Genomic DNA, 15,770 nt, shown 5'->3' with positions numbered 1-15,770 from the left:
CACGGCCACATATACCGGGAGCACACGCCGGATCACGCGCGCAAAGCTTCCACCGGGGGGCCGGATTCCGGCCATCCGGCACAAGGCTCTTAACGGTCGGGATCCGGCGAACTACGCTGGGTGTATCCGGTTCGCACACGTACGCGCGGCTCGGGTATCCGGCACACGCAGCGCGCAGACCGCAATGCGGTCCGCGCGGTGGCTGAATCGGGCTCCATGGGGAGGGCGACCCCCGAACCCCACGACATGACCAGGCCGGCCGGCCTGCCCCAGCGGCATCACGAGGTGAACCGCAGTGAACAGAGAACACCGCGGGCCGAACGAGAAACTCGGCGCCCTTCTCGGCGTTGCGGGGATCAGCAACGCGGGACTCGCCCGGCGGGTCAACGATCTCGGTGCGCAACGCGGTCTGACGCTGCGTTATGACAAGACGTCGGTGGCCCGCTGGGTCACCAAGGGCATGGTGCCGCAGGGCGCGGCGCCCCATCTGATCGCCGCCGCGATCGCCGGGAAGCTCGGCCGCCCGGTGCCACTGCACGAGATAGGCCTGGCGGACTCCGATCCGGCACCCGAGGTGGGTCTGGCCTTCCCCCGGGATGTCGCGGAGGCGGTGAAATCGGCCACCGATCTGTGGCGGTTGGACCTCGGCGGCCGGCGCGGGCCCGGCGGCGCGGGCATCTGGCAGAGCCTGGCCGGATCTTTCGCAGTGAGCGCTTACGTGACGCCCGCTTCGCGGTGGTTGATCACCCCTGCGGACGCGACGGTGGCCCGGGACGCACCGGCCCCCGGCATGGCGCACGTCGGGCACACGGACGTCACGAAGCTGCGCGAGGCCGCCGAGGACGCGCGCCGGTGGGACTCCAAGTACGGGGGCGGCGACTGGCGTTCGGGCATGGTCCCGGAGTGCCTGCGGGTCGAGGCGGCTCCGCTGCTGCTCGGCTCGTACAGCGACGACGTGGGCCGGGCGCTGTTCGGCGCGACCGCCGAACTGACCCGGCTGGCCGGGTGGATGGCCTTCGACACCGGCCAGCAGGAGGCCGCACAGCGCTACTACATCCAGGCGCTGCGGCTCGCCAGGGCCGCCGCGGACGTGCCGCTCGGCGGGTACGTCCTGGCGTCGATGTCGCTGCAGGCCACGTACCGCAGCTTCGCCGACGAGGGCGTGGACCTCGCGCAGGCCGCGCTGGAGCGCAACCGCGGCCTGGCCACGGCCCGCACGATGAGCTTCTTCCACCTGGTGGAGGCGCGGGCGCACGCCAAGGCGGGCGAGGCGGCGGCCTGCGGGGCGTCGCTGGCGGCGGCCGAGGGGCTGCTGGAGCGGGCCCGCGAGGGCGACGCCGACCCCAGCTGGCTCGGCTTCTACTCCTACGACCGGCTCGCCGCGGACGCCGCGGAGTGCTACCGCGACCTGAAGATCCCACGCCAGGTCCAGCGGTTCACCGAGCAGGCGCTGGCCCGGCCGACGGAGGAGTTCGTCCGCTCCCACGGGCTGCGGCTCGTGGTGTCGGCGGTGGCCGAGCTGGAGTCCGGCAACCTCGACGCGTGCTGCGCCGCGGGAGTGAAGGCCGTCGAGGTCGCCAACCGGATCTCGTCGGCGCGCACCACCGAGTACGTCAGGGACCTGCTGCACCGGCTGGAGCCGTACAACGACGAGCCACGCGTGCTGGAGCTGCGGGAAAGGGCGCGCCCGCTGCTGGCGGCCCCTGCATAATCGGCCCTGACCGGCCGCCTCCGGGCACCCTCGCGCCGGCCCGCCCCGTGCGCGGCCGGCGGCCCGCCCCTGGGCGGGAACGGCGGACGGCCGGCACGGCAGGCACCCACCGGCACCGAGGAGCCGCACGCAGATGACCACCCCCAGCCGCAGGGACGTGACGGTGGTCGGCGCCGGCATCGTCGGCCTGGCGACGGCGTACGCCCTGCTCCAGCAGGAACCGCACGCCTCGGTGACGGTGATCGACAAGGAGGACGGGCCGGCCCGCCACCAGACGGGCCGCAACAGCGGCGTCATCCACAGCGGCATCTACTACCGCCCCGGCAGCCTCAAGGCCCGCTACGCGCTGGCGGGCGCCGCCGAGACGCCCGAGTTCTGCGCCGAGCACGGCATCCCCTACGAGGTCACCGGCAAGCTGATCGTCGCCACCCGGCAGGACGAGCTGCCGCGGCTGCACGCGCTGATCCAGCGCGGGCGGGAACACGGTCTGACCGTACGGGAGTTGGGCCCGGCGCAGATCGGCGAGCGGGAGCCGGAGGTCGCCGGGCTGGCCGCGATCCACGTGGCGTCCACCGGGATCTGCGACTTCGCGGGGGTCGCCGCCGCGCTCGCCGGCCTGGTCGAGGACGCCGGCGGCACCCTCCAGTACGGGCGGCGCGTCACCGCGATCGACCACGACGGCACCGGCATCACGCTGCGCACGCAGGACGGCGCGCCGCTGCGCACCCGCGTGCTGGTCAACTGCGCGGGCCTGTACAGCGACCGGCTGGCACGGCTGGCGGGCCACGAGCCCGGCATGCGCATCCTGCCGTTCCGCGGCGAGTTCTACGAGCTGGTGCCGCAGCGGCGCTCCCTGGTCCGCGGGCTGGTCTACCCGGTCCCGGACCCCGCGTTCCCGTTCCTCGGCGTGCACCTGACCCGGGACGTGAACGGCGGCGTGCACCTGGGCCCGAACGCCGTTCCCGCGCTGGCCCGCGAGGGCTACCGGCGCCGCACCGTCCGGCTCGGCGACCTGGCCGACACCGCGGCGTTCCCCGGCACGTGGCGGATCGCGCGACGGCACTGGCGCCAGGAGGCCGGCGAGATCCGCCGCTCCCTGTCCAAACGCGCCTTCACCGCCGACGCCCGGCGGCTGCTGCCCGCGCTGCGCCCGCAGGACCTCGTGCGGGCCCCCGCGGGCGTCCGGGCCCAGGCCGTACTACCCGACGGCACGCTCGTCGACGACTTCCTCTTCGGCGGCTCGGGCCCCTTCGTCCACGTCCTCAACGCCCCCTCCCCCGCCGCCACCGCCGCCCTCCCCATCGGCCGCGAGGTCGCCCGCCGCGCACTGGCCGCGTTGGAGGGCGGGGGTGGGGGCGGGTGACCTTGCTCACCACGTGAACGGATCGGCTGAAGGTGATCGGTGCGGGTGGCTTGCAGGGGGAACGGATCAGCTGAAGGTGATCGGTTACCCGAGTCCGCAGAGTGAACGTCCTGGCCCCTTTTTTGCCGGCCTCTCGCCGCCGGGCCCTTAGACCCGGTGTCTGCCGGTCGATCGTGCTCGCTCGCTCCTTCGTCGCTCACTGCGCGGTAAAACCGTAGAATCGAGGCACTGTGTCCACTTCATCCGCCACTCCCCGTGCTGCCGCGTCCGCCGTTCCTGCCTCGGGAGGCGTCCGTGCTCAGGGCCGTTCCGCGACGGTGAAGTTCCCGTCGGGGCCGGCGCCGGACCCGGCGGGCTCGCGCACGGAGCACCGCATCCGCTCGTTCCACGCGCGGCGCGGGCGGATCACGCAGGCGCAGGCGGCGGCGATCGACCGGCACTGGGCGCAGTGGGGGGTGGAGCTGGACGGCTCGCCGCTGGATCTGGCGGGGCTCTTCGGCTCGGCGGAGCTGCCGGTGGTGCTGGAGATCGGCTTCGGCATGGGTGACGCGACCGCGCAGATGGCCGCGGCCGATCCGTCGAGGGGGATCCTCGCGGTGGACGTGCACACGCCCGGCCAGGGCAATCTGCTGATGCTCGCGGAACGCGACGGCCTGACCAACGTGCGGGTCGCCAACGGCGACGCGATCGTGCTGCTGCGCGACATGCTGCCGCCGGCGTCCCTGGCGGGCCTGCGGGTGTACTTCCCCGATCCGTGGCCCAAGGCCAAGCACCACAAGCGCCGGCTGATCCAGCCGTCGTTCCTCGCGCTGGTGACGCCGCTGCTGGCGCCCGGCGCGGTGGTGCACTGCGCGACGGACTGGGAGCCGTACGCGGAGCAGATGCTGGAGGTGCTGGAGGCGGCGCCGGGTCTGGCCAACCGCTACCCGGCGGGCGGGCCGCACGGCGGGACCGGCTACGCGCCGCGGCCGGACTTCCGGCCGATGACGAAGTTCGAGCGTCAGGGCCTGGCGAAGGGCCACGTGGTGCACGACCTGCTGTTCACGCGGGTCTGAGCGCCGGTCGCACCTGCGTACACCCTCGCGCGGCGGCACCCGGCACCGTACTGTCGTCGGGTGTCAACGTTTCCGTCCCCCGTCCCCTCCTCCTCCGACTCCCAGCCCGCACCGACGTCCGTGCCCGTCCAGCCGCAGGTCGCGCAGGCACCGGGGTCGGCCGCCGACGTGCCCGCTCCCGCGCCGGGCACCTGGCAGTACGCCCCGCGGAAGTCGTTCTGGGAGAGCAAGGGGGTGCGCACGGGTGCGCTGTTCACGGTGCTGGCCGTGTGCGGTGTGGTCATCCTCGCGCTGGTCCGGCACCACATAGGCACCGAGCCGTTCCTGGTCGGGCTGGCGCTGGCGATCCTGCCGGTGCCGCTGCTGCTGTGGGTGTTCCTGTGGCTGGACCACGTGGCGCCCAGTCCGTGGCAGAACGTCGTCTTCGCCTTCTCGTGGGGCGCGTGCGCGGCGACGCTGGTCGCGCTGTTCGCCAACGAGTACGGCGCGAAGCTGCTCGCGACGACGTTCTCCGGGACGCCGACGCAGTCCGACCACTGGGGGGCCACGTTCGTGGCGCCGCTGGTGGAGGAGACCGCGAAGGGCACCGCGATCCTGCTGCTGTTCCTCTTCCGGCGGCGGCAGTTCGAGTCCGTGCTGGACGGCATCGTGGTGGCCGGCCTGACCGCGACGGGCTTCGCGTTCACCGAGAACATCCTGTATCTGGGGACGGCGTTCGGCGAGGACAAGGCGCTGGGGTCGCACGGCATCGGCACGACGACGGTGGCGACGTTCATCGTGCGGGTGCTGATGACGCCGTTCGCGCACCCGCTGTTCACGTCGATGACCGGCATCGGGTTCGCGCTGGCGGCGGTCGTCCGCCCGGGCCGGCGGTGGCGCTGGCGGTGGGCGCCGCCGGTGGCCGGCTGGATGCTGGCGATGGGCCTGCACGGCACGTGGAACGGCTCGTCGCTGACGTCCCCGCTGACCTTCCTGACGCTGTACGTGGCGGTGATGATCCCGGCGTTCGGGATGCTGGTGTGGCTGGCGTTCTGGGCGCGGTCGAACGAACTGCGGACGGTGCGCAGGGTCCTGCCCGCGTACGCGGCGGCCGGCTGGCTGGCGCCGGCCGAGCCGGCGGCGCTGGGCACGATGCGGATCCGGGCCGAGGCCCGCAGGGTCGCCCGCCGCTTCCAGGGGGAGGTGGCGTCGCGCGCGGTGCGGGAGTACGCGGCGTTCGCCACGCATCTGGCGTTCCTGCGCCGGGCCGCCACGCGCGGCGCGCCCGCCCCCGACTACGCGGCCCGCGAGGCCGAACTCCTGCACCACCTCTGGCAGCGCAAGGCCCTGGCCCAGCCGGCCCTCCTGCACGCGGCCAGCCCGCCGCCCCGCTGGGTGCCCGCGCCCTGGCAGGTGCCGGCCCCCCGCCCCGGCCTCCTCACCTACCACCAGAACCCGGCCACCCCCTACGGCCCCGCCGCCTCCTACCCGCCCCCGCACGCCTACCCGCACCCGACCCCGGGCCCCTCCTCCCCACCCCCCTCGAATCCCTACGCGCCGCCGAAGCACCTGTAGGGAGATGGGGTCAGGGGCTACGAGCGCATGCGCGCGGTCGCCGAAGAACTCTCCCGGCACACGCCTGACACGGCCAGGGGCTACGAGATCGCGGACGACCGGATCGTGCTGATGGTGCCGCCGTCCAGGCCGCATAGGCGCACCGCTCTTCGCATCCGCCACCAGGTCGACCCCCGCAAGGCGACCTTGACGGTCTTCACCGATCCGGGCGCGGCCCCGGACGGCACGCGCTACCGGGGCCAGCACGACTACGCGTTCGGCGACGACGTGGCGCTGGGGCCCTGGACCCTGGAGGCGACCGGGCTGCGCCCCTACCCGCCCGCGCGCTGATTGCGCGGGCCCGGAACAGGTCCCGCGGGGGGCGACCAGTGGGTCGCCAGGACGGGGTTGACGTCGGTGGGGCGGTCGCGGTGGGGGTCGTGGGCGGTGGCCGGGACGGTGATGTGGCGGGCGCCGATGAGGGTGGCGACGGTCCGGCCGCAGGCGGCCATCGCGTCGCCGTTGAAGGCGCGGTGCTCCGGGTCCGCGGTCTCCCACGTGCCGTTGAGGACGAGCTTGGGGAAGGGCGCGGCGGCCAGGGGCGCGAGGGGGATCTCCGCCTCCCAGGCGGCCCGTTCGCGCATCGCGGTGCGGGTCGCACGCAGCCGCTGCGGGGTGAACTCCGGGACGGGCAGCCCGTACGGCTCGGTGGACACCGTCAGGAAGTCCTCGGCCGTCATGTCGTCGGGCGGTGGGGAGAACGCGGCCCGCATACGGGTCAGGGCCGCGGCCACGACGGGGTCGTGCTCGGCGGCGCGCAGCGCGGACGGCTCGATCAGCGTCAGGGACCGCACCAGCCGCGGGTGCCGCGCCGCGGCGAACATCGCGGAGACCCCGCCATAGGAGTGCCCCACCAGATGGGCTCCCTCCGGCGTGCGGGCCAGCACGCCCGCGATGTCCGAGGCGTCGGCCTCGTAGTCGCTGCGGGCGGTGTCCGGACTGCCGCCGTAGCCGCGGCGGTCCATGACCTCCAGGCGGAACCGCCGTGCCAGCGGCCGCTGTTCGGCGAAGCTCTCGGTCCCCCACGTCATCGTCCCGTGCACCAGCAGGACGCGTGCCGCTCCAGGCCCGGCACCGTCGTCCCACACCGTCACATGGACCGGCGCTGTGCGCGCGGCGCTGAAGTCGTCCGGCATGGGCCCACCGTACGGGGTTCAGGCGGTCAGCCGGTTGCCGAGCAGGGGGAGGAGGCGGTCGGTGAGGAGGCGCTGGGCCGGCTCGTTGGAGAGCCAGAGGAGGCGGTGGCGGGTGCCGTCGGCGAGGTCGACGGTGAAGGAGGTGGTGGCCAGGCCGCGGCGGAAGTGGGCGCGCGCGATGGACGCCACGGGTATGACGCGGTTGGTGCGGTGGGCGGCCAGCAGGTCGGCGGGGGCGTAGCACAGCGGGCGGCCCGACTTCTTCGCTGACGTGCCGACGCCGAACCCCTGCAGGGCCGTCACGGCGAAGCCGCTGCGGATCCGGACCAGGCTGTCCGCGGTGATCCACAGTGTGCCGTGGACCGGGTCGAGCCGGCCCGTGGTGCAGGTGCGGGCGACCAACTGGGCGGGCTGGAGGCGCAGTTCGGGTGCCCGGTGCACCAGGGAGTCCAGCAGGGTGTCCCAGGCGTCCAGTGAGCGCAGGCGGCGGGTGGGCTCCCACCACTCCTCGGTGGCCGACGCGAAGCCGGTCCGCGCGCGGCCGTCGGCGGACAGCACGGCGAGCACGGCCACGCCCCAGTCGGGGGCCGCGGCCTCGACCAGGATCCGCTGCGGGTCGGCCGGTACGTCACTCCCCCACTCGCCCGACGCGTCCTGCCAGGTGAGCGGCGCGACCCGCACCCCCGCGGCCTGCCACCTCCGGCGGAGTGCCGCCAGCCGTACCGCGGCCGCCCCCAGGTCGATCCGCTCCCGCACCGCCTCGCCCCCCGTCGCGTGTCGTCACACGGCCGGTCCCACGTGGGCCGCGATGCGGGTGAGGGTAGCGGGGTTGTCCTCGAAGAGGTGCGCGGGGAGGCCCGCGGCGCGGGCCGCCTCGATGTTGGGCGGGAAGTCGTCGATGAACAGGCAGTCCTCTGGGCTCGCGCCCAGCGCGGCGCAGACGGCCTCGTAGGCGCGGGGATCGGGCTTGAGCAGGCCCGTCTCGTGGGAGTAGTGGAGCTGGTCGACGAGGGTGTCGAAGCCGTAGGCCGCGGACTCGCGCTCGCGCGCGCCGACGAAGCTGTTGCTGAGGATGCCGAGGCCGCAGCGGCCGCGCAACTCCCCTACGTATGCGATCAGTTCGGTGTTGGGTGTGCCGAGGTACTCGGTCCACAGGTCGGCCAGCAGGGCGTCGGCGCGGGCCGCGTCGAGGCCGAGACGGGCGGCGACCTCGGTGCGTACCGCGATCTCGTCGATCGTGCCGACGGCGCCGGCGTGCCACACGTCCGCGAGTCGCTCGTCCATCGCCCCTGCGGGCAGGCCGAGTTGGCGTTCCCAGCGCGCGGGCCAGCCCGTGTCCGGGGTGAACTCCAGTACGCCGCCGATGTCCAGGATGACGCAGCGCTGCTGCATGCCGGCTCCCTCCGCCGTGGTCGGTTCCTTCCCCGGCCACGCTGGGGGCTGCCCCAGGGGCAGGGTCAAGCCGCGGCGGCGGTCACCCGGAGGCGGACGTGGCGGAGGCGGGCGTGGCTGCGCTGGACGTGGCGGCGTCGGGCCACGCCATGCGGAGCTTGTTCGGGGAGCCGTTGAGCCGCGCCGGGTCCCCGCCGGGCGGGCCGACCTCGACGGTCTCGACGCACGTGCCGCCGATGACCCGGTAGAACTCCTGGGCGGAGGTGTTCTGTTCGAGCACCCACAGGTACATGGCCGGGCTCGCCGCCCGTTCCCCGATCGCCGCGACGGCGCGGGCCATCAGCGCCGTGCCGATGCCGGCGCGGCGGTGGGTGTGCGCGACGTGCAGGTTGTCGACGAGGCTGCCCCAGCGGGGGTCCTCGTCGAGGACCACGTGCACGAAGCCGGCGAGGCCGCGGTCGTCCTCGGCGAGGATCGTGGCGACTGCGGTCGTGGCGGCGTCCGGGCCGGTGGCCGCGAGCCGGGCGGACCAGACCGCCCGGCGGTCCGCGACGACGTCGCCGTCGAGGAAGGCGTCGGCGTACGCCCCGCGGTAGTGCCGCCGCCAGCTGTCCGCGTGCAGCAGGGCCACCTCCGCGGCGTCCCGCTCGTCCGCCGCCCGAAACCGTACCGGTGCCATGCCGGCTCCTCTCGCTGCCGTTCCCGCCGCCGCCTTGCGACGCTAGGTGGGGCGGCCGGCGCCGTCCACGCAATTCCACCTGGCGGACAGCGGGTTGGCGGACGGCCCCGTCAACGGCCTTGCCTCAGGGCCTCAGACGGCGGCGAGCAGGCCGCGGACGGTGGCGGCGATCGCCTCGCGGACGGCGGGGTCGGTGACGAGCCCCGTCGCGGGGTCCACCACGGACCGCGGGACCGGGATGTCCGCGCAGCCCTCCTCGACGATGCGGGCGTCGGTGTAGGTGAGGACGGTCCGCAGCGCGCGGTGCGCACCGGCCGCTCCGGTGGGCGCGGACGAGGCGTTGATCCAGCCGGAGGGCTTGCCGCTGGTCTCCGCGCCGCCGACGGTCCAGTCCAGCAGGTTCTTGAACGACCCGGGGAGGTCGCCGGCGTACTCCGGCGTGCAGAACAGCAGGGCGTCGGCCGCCTCGATGAGGCCGCGCAGCCGAGTGACCTCCGCGGGCAGCGGGTCGCGGTCGTCGTCCGGGTTGAAGTGCGGCAGCCGTGCGAGGCCGTCGTAGACGACCGGGCGGATCTCCTCGCCGAGGAGGTCGGCGACGGTGTGCAGCGCGGCCGAGTTGACCGAGCCGTCGCGGGTGCTGCCGCTGATGAGGAGGAGGGTCGGGGTCACGCGCCCATGCTTCCACGTTCGGTGGGCGCGCGATCGAGTGCACCGCGTTCACCCCCTCTTCGGCCCGGGCCCTGCGCTCCCCGGCCTGACCCGGCCTGACCCGGCCTGGCCCGGCCCAACGGGCACCGCTTGCCGAGATCCGCGACGACGTGCCTCAAACGCCCTTCAGGACACGCTCAAGTGCCGCCCGGCCCGCGGGTCCCCAGTGCGGTTTGCCGCCGGGAAGGCCCCGCTCTCCGCTCTGCCCCATGGCCATCAGGAACAGGCTCTTCATCGCGGCGAGCCCGCGGGCGCGCCGGATCGCCGCCTCGTCCGCGTTCGCGTACGCGTCGAAGAACCGTGAGGCCATGCCCGCGGGCAGCAGCACCCATGCGGCGGCGAGGTCCCACGCCGGGTCGCCGGCGAACAGGGCACCGAAGTCGACGATGCCCGAGAGCGTTCCGTCCGACACGACGACGTTCGCGGGATGGAGGTCGCCGTGCACCCACACCCGCGGGCCCTCCCACGCGTCGGCCGCGGCGGCGTCGTCCCAGACGGCCCGGACGTCGGCAGCGATGTCGTCGGGGACAACGCCCCGGAAGAAGTTCTCGAAGCCGTCCGTGCAGTCTTTGGGATGGGCACCGAAGTCCGTGGAGACCGGCGCCTCGGCGGGCGCCTCCACATGGAGCGCCCGCAGGAAGCCCGCCAGCGTGTCGGCCGCGTGGGCGCCGCGGCTGATCGAGCCGTGGTCCAGCGGCTCGCCGGGAACCCACGTCATCACGGTCCAGTGCTTGGGGAAGCGCTCGGACGGTTCGCCCGACCGCACCGGGGTCGGCACCGGCAGCGGCAGGCGCGGGGCCAGCACGGGGAGCCACCGCCGCTCCTTCAGCTGGAGCTCCGGGGTGGGGTCCATGCGCTGCATGCGCACGGCCAACTCGTCCCCGAGGCGCCACATTTGGTTGCCCCAGCCGCCCGCCACCTCCCGGATGGCCAGCCCTGCAAGGTCTGGATGCTGCTCCTGCAGCAGGTCGCGGACCAGGTCCGCGGTGATCTCGATCTCGGTGTCGGCCATGCGACGTCACAGTACCCAGGCGGTCGGCGGAGCGGGTCTCGCTCTCCGGAACACTCGCTGTGGCTCCTGGGCTGAACGCGCGGCCCAGCCACGGCGGAGGTGCGCCTGTGCGCACGGCGGGTCGCGTCCCCGAGGGGGCGCCCCGCGGTGTTGCCCGGGGCGGAAAAGGGTGGCTCGGGGTGGGCGTGGGCGGGATGCTCGGGGGATGGCGGAAGCGTTGGTGGGGGTTCTGGACGGGGTGGCCGAGAGGGCTGTCGTGGGGCTGCAACGGCGGTTGGTGGAGCGTGGGTTGGCGACACGGATGCCGTCGTACCGGCCGCATGTGACGTTCGCGGTGGCCGATGTCGTGGGGGAAGCTGCCGTCCGGGCGGCGGAACGGGCCGGTGGGGGGCGGCTGGAGCTGGCCATGGATCTGCTGGGGGTGTTCGGCGGGGACCAGGGCGTGCTGTTTCTCGGAGTGACCCCGACCCAGGCGCTGGTGGCGGCGCACGCCGCCGTGCACGCGGCGCTGCCCGGCGACGGCGGCGGGCCCCACGGGCACTTCCGGCCCGGCGTGTGGGTGCCGCACTGCACGCTGGCCGCCGGCCTGGAGGGCGGCGCGCTCGGGCGGGCGGTCAGCGCTCTGCATCCGGTGGGCGAAGTGCGGGCCCGCGTCGCCGCGTGGGAGGTCGTGGTCCTCCCGGACGAACGGGACGCCGCTCAGGCGTGACCGGTCCCGCGGCCCGAGCGGCACCCACCTCACGCGCGGCGGCGCAGTTTGAGCACGCTGTCGGTGAGCCGCGACGGGTTGCCGTCGGGGTCGGTCGCGTCGCGTTCCAGCTCGTCGGCGACCAGCACCTCCCAAGCGCCGTCGGGGAGTTCGAGGTCGTGGTGGACCTCGGCGGCGGTGGGGAAGCTCACCTCGTGGGCGGGCTCCGGGGCCCACGGCGGCAGGCCGGCGTGGCCGACGATCAGCAGGACGCCGCCGGGCGCGACCGCGTCGGCCGCCGACCGCAGGATGCGCTCGCGCGGGATCTCGATCGGCGAGTGGAGGAAGTGCGTCGAGACCAGGTCGAAGCTGCCGTCGGGGAAGGTGTCGGCGAGGTTGTGCCGCTGCCACTCGATGCTCCCCGCGGTCACGCCCGCATCGGCCGCGTGCTCCGCCCCGCGGTCCAGGGCGACCTGCGAGACGTCCACGGCCCGCACCTGCCAGCCCTGGTGGGCGAGCCAGATCGCGTCGCCGCCCTCGCCGCAGCCGAGGTCGAGGACCGTGCCCGGGATGAGGTCGGCGGCCTCCCTGACCAGGGCGGCGTTGGGCCGCCCGCTCCACATCCGCTCGGTGCCGTACCGGCCGTCCCAGTACTCCTCGGCGGTGGCCTCCGGGGCCTCCCCGCCATGACCGTCGTGACCGGCCTGGCCGCCGTGGTCCCCGTGGCCCGCAGGCCCTGCGTGACCCGTGTGCGTCACGTGCTCCGCCTGCGCCTCGTCGCTGCTGCTCATGTCCCCATGTTCCCTTCGTCGTTTCCGTAGTACCCCTGCGACAGACCGCTGTCGCGCCCGTTGCCACACCGCGTCCTCACACGCCGCACCGCGCCCTCGCACGCCGCGCGGCTGCCTCACACGCCGTGCCGCCGTACCCCGAGCACCCGCTCGGCCGCCTGCCGCTCCATCTCGGCGGAGAACGGCGCGTTGCGGGCGGCGACGGCCCGGCGGACGTCGCGCGCGACGAGGTCGGCGTTGGCGGCGGCGGCCGCCCGTACCCCGGCGGCGGCCGCGCTGACGACCTGGTCGGGGGGCGAGGTGACGTTGCCCGCGACCCACACGCCGGGCACGGACGTGGCGCCGGTCATGGCATCGGCGGCGACCGCGGTGCCGACCGGGTGCCCGCCCATCTCCAGCTCGGCCGCGTCCAGTCCGAGCGCGCGCAGCACCTCCGCGTTGGCCCGTACCCGCGCGGTGACGACCAGCGCGCGGACCGGGAGCGTGCGCCCGCCGGCCAGCACGACGCCGGTCAGCCGGTCCCCGTCGACGGCGAGCCCGGCGACCGCGCCGTCCACGACCGCGATGCCGCGCGCGGCCAGCTGCTCGTACTCCTCGTCCGAGGGCTCGACCGGTTCGGGGCCGGCGTGCAGGAAGAGGGCGACGTCGCTGCTCCACTGCCGCCACAGCAGCGCCTGGTGGACGGCGAGCGGGCCGGTGGCCAGGACGCCGATCGGCTGGTCGCGGACCTCCCAGCCGTGGCAGTACGGGCAGTGCAGCACATCGCGGCCGAAGCGCTCGGCCAGGCCGGGGACGTCGGGGAGTTCGTCGGACAGTCCCGTGGTGACGACCAGCCGGTCCGCACGGACGCGGGACCCGTCCGCGAGGACGACGTCGAACCCGGCGGTGTTCCCGTCCTCCCGGTCCTCCCGGTCCGGCCCACCGTCCGCACGAGCTCCGCCGCCGGCTCCGCGGCCCTCCCGCGCCGCCAGCGACACGACCGTCCCCTCGATGACCTCGCCGCCGTACGCCCGCACCTCCGCGCGGCCGGCGGCCAGCAGCTCGGCGGGCGGTACGCCGTCGCGGCCGAGGAAGCCGTGGATGGCCTCGGCCGGTGCGTTCCTGGGCCGGCCGGCGTCCACGACCAGCACCGAGCGCCGGGCGCGGGCCAGGGTCAGGCCCGCGCTCAGTCCGGCCGGGCCGCCGCCGACCACGACCACGTCGTACCGGTCGTGCGGATCGCTCCGCTCGGGCCCCCGTCGTCCGTCCCGTTCAGGCGCCCCCGCGCCCGTCGCCTCTGTCTCCACCCGCCTGCTCCCTTCGTGTCACGTCGCCTCGCGGCCCTCCGCCACCCGGCTGGCGCCCGCGCCATCGGCGGGCGACGCGCTCGCCGCCGGACGGCAGGGCCGTTCGGAAACGCCCCGCTCGCGCGGCATCCGCCCAGGTCGCACGCCGCCCGGCAGGGACGGCCACGGGCCGTCCTGGACGCCAGGACCGCTCGCCGGACAGCGTCCGGCAGCCCCTGTCGGTTTGACAAAGGTTCTTGCCGGGTCGGCAAATGGAGGGGTGAGCGACGACCACGACATCACCGGCGTGCTGACCGCGGTCGGGCCGCGGCTGCGGGCCCTGCGGCGCGAGCGCGGGGTGACGCTCGCGCAGGTCAGCGACGCCACCGGCATCTCGCTGAGCACGCTGTCCCGGCTGGAGTCGGGGCAGCGCAGGCCCACCCTGGAACTGCTGCTGCCGCTGGCCCGGGAGTACCGGGTGCCGCTGGACGAACTGGTGGGCGCGCCCGCCACCGGCGACCCGCGGATCTACCCGCGCCCGTTCACCCGGCACGGGCAGACGTTCGTGCCGCTGACCCGGCACCTGGGCGGGCTGAACGCCTACAAGCAGATCCTGCCGCCGCGGACGGGCCCCGACGGGAAGCCGCAGTCCGTACGGCCGGACCAGAGCACGCACGAGGGCTACGAGTGGCTGTACGTGCTGTCCGGGCGGTTGTGGCTGGTGCTCGGCGACCACGACCTGGTGCTGACGGCGGGCGAGGCGGCCGAGTTCGACACCCGGACCCCGCACGGTTTCGCCAACGCCGGTACCACGCCGGTGGAGTGGCTCAGCCTGTACGGTGCTCAAGGGGAGCGCATGCACGTCCGTGCGCGCCCCAGCCGCTGACCCCACTCCGTGAACCATCCGGCGGAACCGTCCCGTTCACCAGCTTTGCCCCTCTTCATTCCCTCGACGGATTCGCTCTGGAAAAGGTCGTGAGGCTGCTGTAACACTCAGTTCCAGTAGGGAGTCGCCCACCCGGCCCACGGGGGGCTCGCGCGCACCGGCGGCGGGAAACCGCCGATCGCGCCGGTCGGGCGAGGAAGGTCCACTCGGATGGAATCCGAAGCGAGAGAAGGCGCGTGCGCGCCGCCGCCGATCGGCGGGGATCCGGGCGACATGCCCGCCGCGGCTGCGTTGTTCGAGATCGCCGCCGCGCACGGCGGGCACGGCAGCGTCGCCGAGATCAGCGCCGCCTCCGGGCTCGACCCGCAGCGCGTGGCGGCCGGCTGGCGGACGCTGCGCGAGCTGGCGCTGGTCGAGGTGACCGGCGGGCGGGTGGAGGCGGTCGATCCGGAGACGGCACTGCGGACCCTGGTCTGCAGCTACACCTCGCACGCCAACGCGCAGTTGCGCAGCGTGCAGGAGGCCAACGAGACGACGCACCAGCTGCTGAACGTCTTCGGCCCGAGCGCCTCGGGCCCCGACGGCCCGAGCGGCCCGGAAGCCCTGGGCACGGCGACCGGGACGGCCACCGCCACCGCTGCCGCCGTCGGCGCCGACGACGACGGGACGGACGAGCCGGACGGCCCGGAGAGCCGGCAGGTGCTCGTCCAGGAGTACCGGGGTCCGGGCAGCCGCGAGCGGGCACTGCAGGGCATCGTCGGCGCGGTGCGCGAGTCGGTCGACGTGCTGGTCCCGGGCCGGCTGTCGTCGGACCGCGTGACCCTGGACGCCAACCTGCAGTTGGGCGCGGCGATGGCCGCGCGGGGCATCCGCATGCGCGCGCTGTACAGCGCGGAGGTGCTGCGGGACCCGGACTGCGACCGCTTCCTGCGGCAGGTGGCGGAGGTCGGCGTCGAGATCCGGGTCATCGACCGCATCGTGCGCACCTTCAACGACGTGATGATCTTCGACCGGGACACGGTCTTCCTGTCCGGGTATCCCGGCCGCGCCCTGGCGAACGGCGAACCGGGTCCGGACGAGCCGGTGATCCGGATCGGCGGCTCGGTGCTGGCGCCGTCGTTCCTGGCGATGTTCGAGGCGTACTGGGTCCGCGCGTCCCCGTACGTCACGCCGTCCCAGGGCCGACTGCCGTCCGGGGGGCCGCAGTTGAGCCCGTTCGAGGAGACGGTCGTGCGGCTGATGTCCTACGGCTACGACGACGGCTGGATCGCCCGCGAACTCGGCGTCGACACCGGGGCGGTGGCGGACGTGATGCAGACGCTGATGCAACGCCTCGGCGCGGCGAGCCGGTTCGAGGCGGGCTTCCGGCTGTCCGCAGGGCTCGACCGGACACAACTGCCGTAGGGGCGTGGCTTCCTGCTCGCGTAGGCTTCCCGTACCCCGGCCGTACGGCCGTACGGTCCTGACCGGCGCGGACCCGCGCCGGATCGG

Annotated in this window: 16 protein-coding genes; 8 read left to right on the top strand and 8 right to left on the bottom strand. The window is 74.5% G+C overall.

The window, feature by feature from the left end; genetic code table 11:
* Positions 1 to 295: 295 nt before the first annotated feature.
* The 5 genes from ACH4TG_RS07400 to ACH4TG_RS07380 all read left to right on the top strand — a co-directional run bounded on the left by ACH4TG_RS07400 (position 296) and on the right by ACH4TG_RS07380 (position 6,013).
* On the top strand, positions 296 to 1,711 hold the full coding sequence (locus ACH4TG_RS07400; protein ID WP_398241172.1) for an MFS transporter: 1,416 nt from the start codon (positions 296 to 298) through the stop codon (positions 1,709 to 1,711).
* 133 nt (positions 1,712 to 1,844) lie between these two features.
* On the top strand, positions 1,845 to 3,074 hold the full coding sequence (gene lhgO / locus ACH4TG_RS07395) for an L-2-hydroxyglutarate oxidase (RefSeq protein WP_398241171.1): 1,230 nt from the start codon (positions 1,845 to 1,847) through the stop codon (positions 3,072 to 3,074).
* 317 nt (positions 3,075 to 3,391) lie between these two features.
* On the top strand, positions 3,392 to 4,129 hold the full coding sequence (trmB, locus tag ACH4TG_RS07390; protein WP_398241205.1) for a tRNA (guanosine(46)-N7)-methyltransferase TrmB: 738 nt from the start codon (positions 3,392 to 3,394) through the stop codon (positions 4,127 to 4,129).
* Between the two features lie 60 nt (positions 4,130 to 4,189).
* Positions 4,190 to 5,683, top strand: coding sequence for a PrsW family intramembrane metalloprotease (locus ACH4TG_RS07385; protein ID WP_398241170.1), 1,494 nt, complete (start codon positions 4,190 to 4,192; stop codon positions 5,681 to 5,683).
* 27 nt (positions 5,684 to 5,710) lie between these two features.
* The gene (locus tag ACH4TG_RS07380; RefSeq protein ID WP_398241169.1) at positions 5,711 to 6,013 is read left to right on the top strand and encodes a hypothetical protein; all 303 of its coding nucleotides are present in this window, start codon (positions 5,711 to 5,713) and stop codon (positions 6,011 to 6,013) included.
* Here the strand turns inward: ACH4TG_RS07380 and ACH4TG_RS07375 are convergent.
* The 6 genes from ACH4TG_RS07375 to ACH4TG_RS07350 all read right to left on the bottom strand — a co-directional run bounded on the left by ACH4TG_RS07375 (position 5,995) and on the right by ACH4TG_RS07350 (position 10,649).
* Positions 5,995 to 6,858 carry an alpha/beta fold hydrolase gene (locus ACH4TG_RS07375; protein WP_398241168.1) on the bottom strand — a complete coding sequence of 288 codons (864 nt, stop codon included), beginning with the start codon at positions 6,856 to 6,858 and terminating at the stop codon, positions 5,995 to 5,997. The two genes, ACH4TG_RS07380 and ACH4TG_RS07375, sit on opposite strands and share 19 nt — an antisense overlap.
* A gap of 18 nt (positions 6,859 to 6,876) precedes the next feature.
* Entirely contained in the window at positions 6,877 to 7,614 is a 738-nt protein-coding gene (locus ACH4TG_RS07370; protein ID WP_398241167.1) for a hypothetical protein, read from the bottom strand.
* A 24-nt stretch (positions 7,615 to 7,638) separates the two neighbouring features.
* Positions 7,639 to 8,250, bottom strand: a complete 612-nt coding sequence (locus ACH4TG_RS07365; RefSeq protein WP_398241166.1) for an HAD family hydrolase — start codon at positions 8,248 to 8,250, stop codon at positions 7,639 to 7,641.
* An 82-nt stretch (positions 8,251 to 8,332) separates the two neighbouring features.
* Entirely contained in the window at positions 8,333 to 8,929 is a 597-nt protein-coding gene (locus ACH4TG_RS07360) for a GNAT family N-acetyltransferase (RefSeq protein WP_398241165.1), read from the bottom strand.
* 132 nt (positions 8,930 to 9,061) lie between these two features.
* On the bottom strand, positions 9,062 to 9,598 hold the full coding sequence (locus tag ACH4TG_RS07355) for an NADPH-dependent FMN reductase (RefSeq protein ID WP_398241164.1): 537 nt from the start codon (positions 9,596 to 9,598) through the stop codon (positions 9,062 to 9,064).
* A gap of 154 nt (positions 9,599 to 9,752) precedes the next feature.
* Positions 9,753 to 10,649, bottom strand: a complete 897-nt coding sequence (locus tag ACH4TG_RS07350; RefSeq protein ID WP_398241163.1) for an aminoglycoside phosphotransferase family protein — start codon at positions 10,647 to 10,649, stop codon at positions 9,753 to 9,755.
* A 289-nt stretch (positions 10,650 to 10,938) separates the two neighbouring features.
* On the opposite strand from ACH4TG_RS07350, the gene ACH4TG_RS07345 reads away from it, so the two are divergent.
* On the top strand, positions 10,939 to 11,358 hold the full coding sequence (locus ACH4TG_RS07345; protein ID WP_398241162.1) for a 2'-5' RNA ligase family protein: 420 nt from the start codon (positions 10,939 to 10,941) through the stop codon (positions 11,356 to 11,358).
* Between the two features lie 29 nt (positions 11,359 to 11,387).
* Here the strand turns inward: ACH4TG_RS07345 and ACH4TG_RS07340 are convergent, their stop codons facing one another.
* Together ACH4TG_RS07340 and ACH4TG_RS07335 are read right to left on the bottom strand one after the other, a co-directional pair.
* Positions 11,388 to 12,128: an SAM-dependent methyltransferase gene (locus ACH4TG_RS07340; RefSeq protein ID WP_398241161.1), complete on the bottom strand. Its 741-nt coding sequence runs from the start codon at positions 12,126 to 12,128 to the stop codon at positions 11,388 to 11,390.
* A gap of 116 nt (positions 12,129 to 12,244) precedes the next feature.
* Positions 12,245 to 13,327 carry an NAD(P)/FAD-dependent oxidoreductase gene (locus tag ACH4TG_RS07335; RefSeq protein ID WP_398241204.1) on the bottom strand — a complete coding sequence of 361 codons (1,083 nt, stop codon included), beginning with the start codon at positions 13,325 to 13,327 and terminating at the stop codon, positions 12,245 to 12,247.
* 346 nt (positions 13,328 to 13,673) lie between these two features.
* Between ACH4TG_RS07335 and ACH4TG_RS07330 the strand changes: the two genes are divergently transcribed.
* Both ACH4TG_RS07330 and ACH4TG_RS07325 read left to right on the top strand, forming a co-directional pair.
* Positions 13,674 to 14,279: a helix-turn-helix domain-containing protein gene (locus ACH4TG_RS07330; RefSeq protein WP_398241160.1), complete on the top strand. Its 606-nt coding sequence runs from the start codon at positions 13,674 to 13,676 to the stop codon at positions 14,277 to 14,279.
* A 210-nt stretch (positions 14,280 to 14,489) separates the two neighbouring features.
* Positions 14,490 to 15,683, top strand: a complete 1,194-nt coding sequence (locus ACH4TG_RS07325; protein WP_398241159.1) for a hypothetical protein — start codon at positions 14,490 to 14,492, stop codon at positions 15,681 to 15,683.
* Positions 15,684 to 15,770: the final 87 nt, after the last annotated feature.

The sequence above is a fragment of the Streptomyces sp. NPDC020917 genome (assembly GCF_044333795.1).
GTDB lineage: Bacteria > Actinomycetota > Actinomycetes > Streptomycetales > Streptomycetaceae > Actinacidiphila.
The sequence above is the reverse complement of the archived record's forward strand: the minus strand, read 5'-3'. Positions and strand labels throughout refer to the sequence as shown.

Excerpts from the sequence above, each read along its gene's own strand:
- lhgO (WP_398241171.1), top strand. The coding sequence starts at position 1,845 with ATGACCACCCCCAGCCGCAGGGACGTGACGGTGGTCGGCGCCGGCATC.
- ACH4TG_RS07380 (WP_398241169.1), top strand. The coding sequence starts at position 5,711 with ATGCGCGCGGTCGCCGAAGAACTCTCCCGGCACACGCCTGACACGGCC.
- ACH4TG_RS07375 (WP_398241168.1), bottom strand. The coding sequence starts at position 6,858 with ATGCCGGACGACTTCAGCGCCGCGCGCACAGCGCCGGTCCATGTGACG.
- ACH4TG_RS07365 (WP_398241166.1), bottom strand. The coding sequence starts at position 8,250 with ATGCAGCAGCGCTGCGTCATCCTGGACATCGGCGGCGTACTGGAGTTC.
- ACH4TG_RS07360 (WP_398241165.1), bottom strand. The coding sequence starts at position 8,929 with ATGGCACCGGTACGGTTTCGGGCGGCGGACGAGCGGGACGCCGCGGAG.
- ACH4TG_RS07350 (WP_398241163.1), bottom strand. The coding sequence starts at position 10,649 with ATGGCCGACACCGAGATCGAGATCACCGCGGACCTGGTCCGCGACCTG.
- ACH4TG_RS07340 (WP_398241161.1), bottom strand. The coding sequence starts at position 12,128 with ATGAGCAGCAGCGACGAGGCGCAGGCGGAGCACGTGACGCACACGGGT.
- ACH4TG_RS07325 (WP_398241159.1), top strand. The coding sequence starts at position 14,490 with ATGGAATCCGAAGCGAGAGAAGGCGCGTGCGCGCCGCCGCCGATCGGC.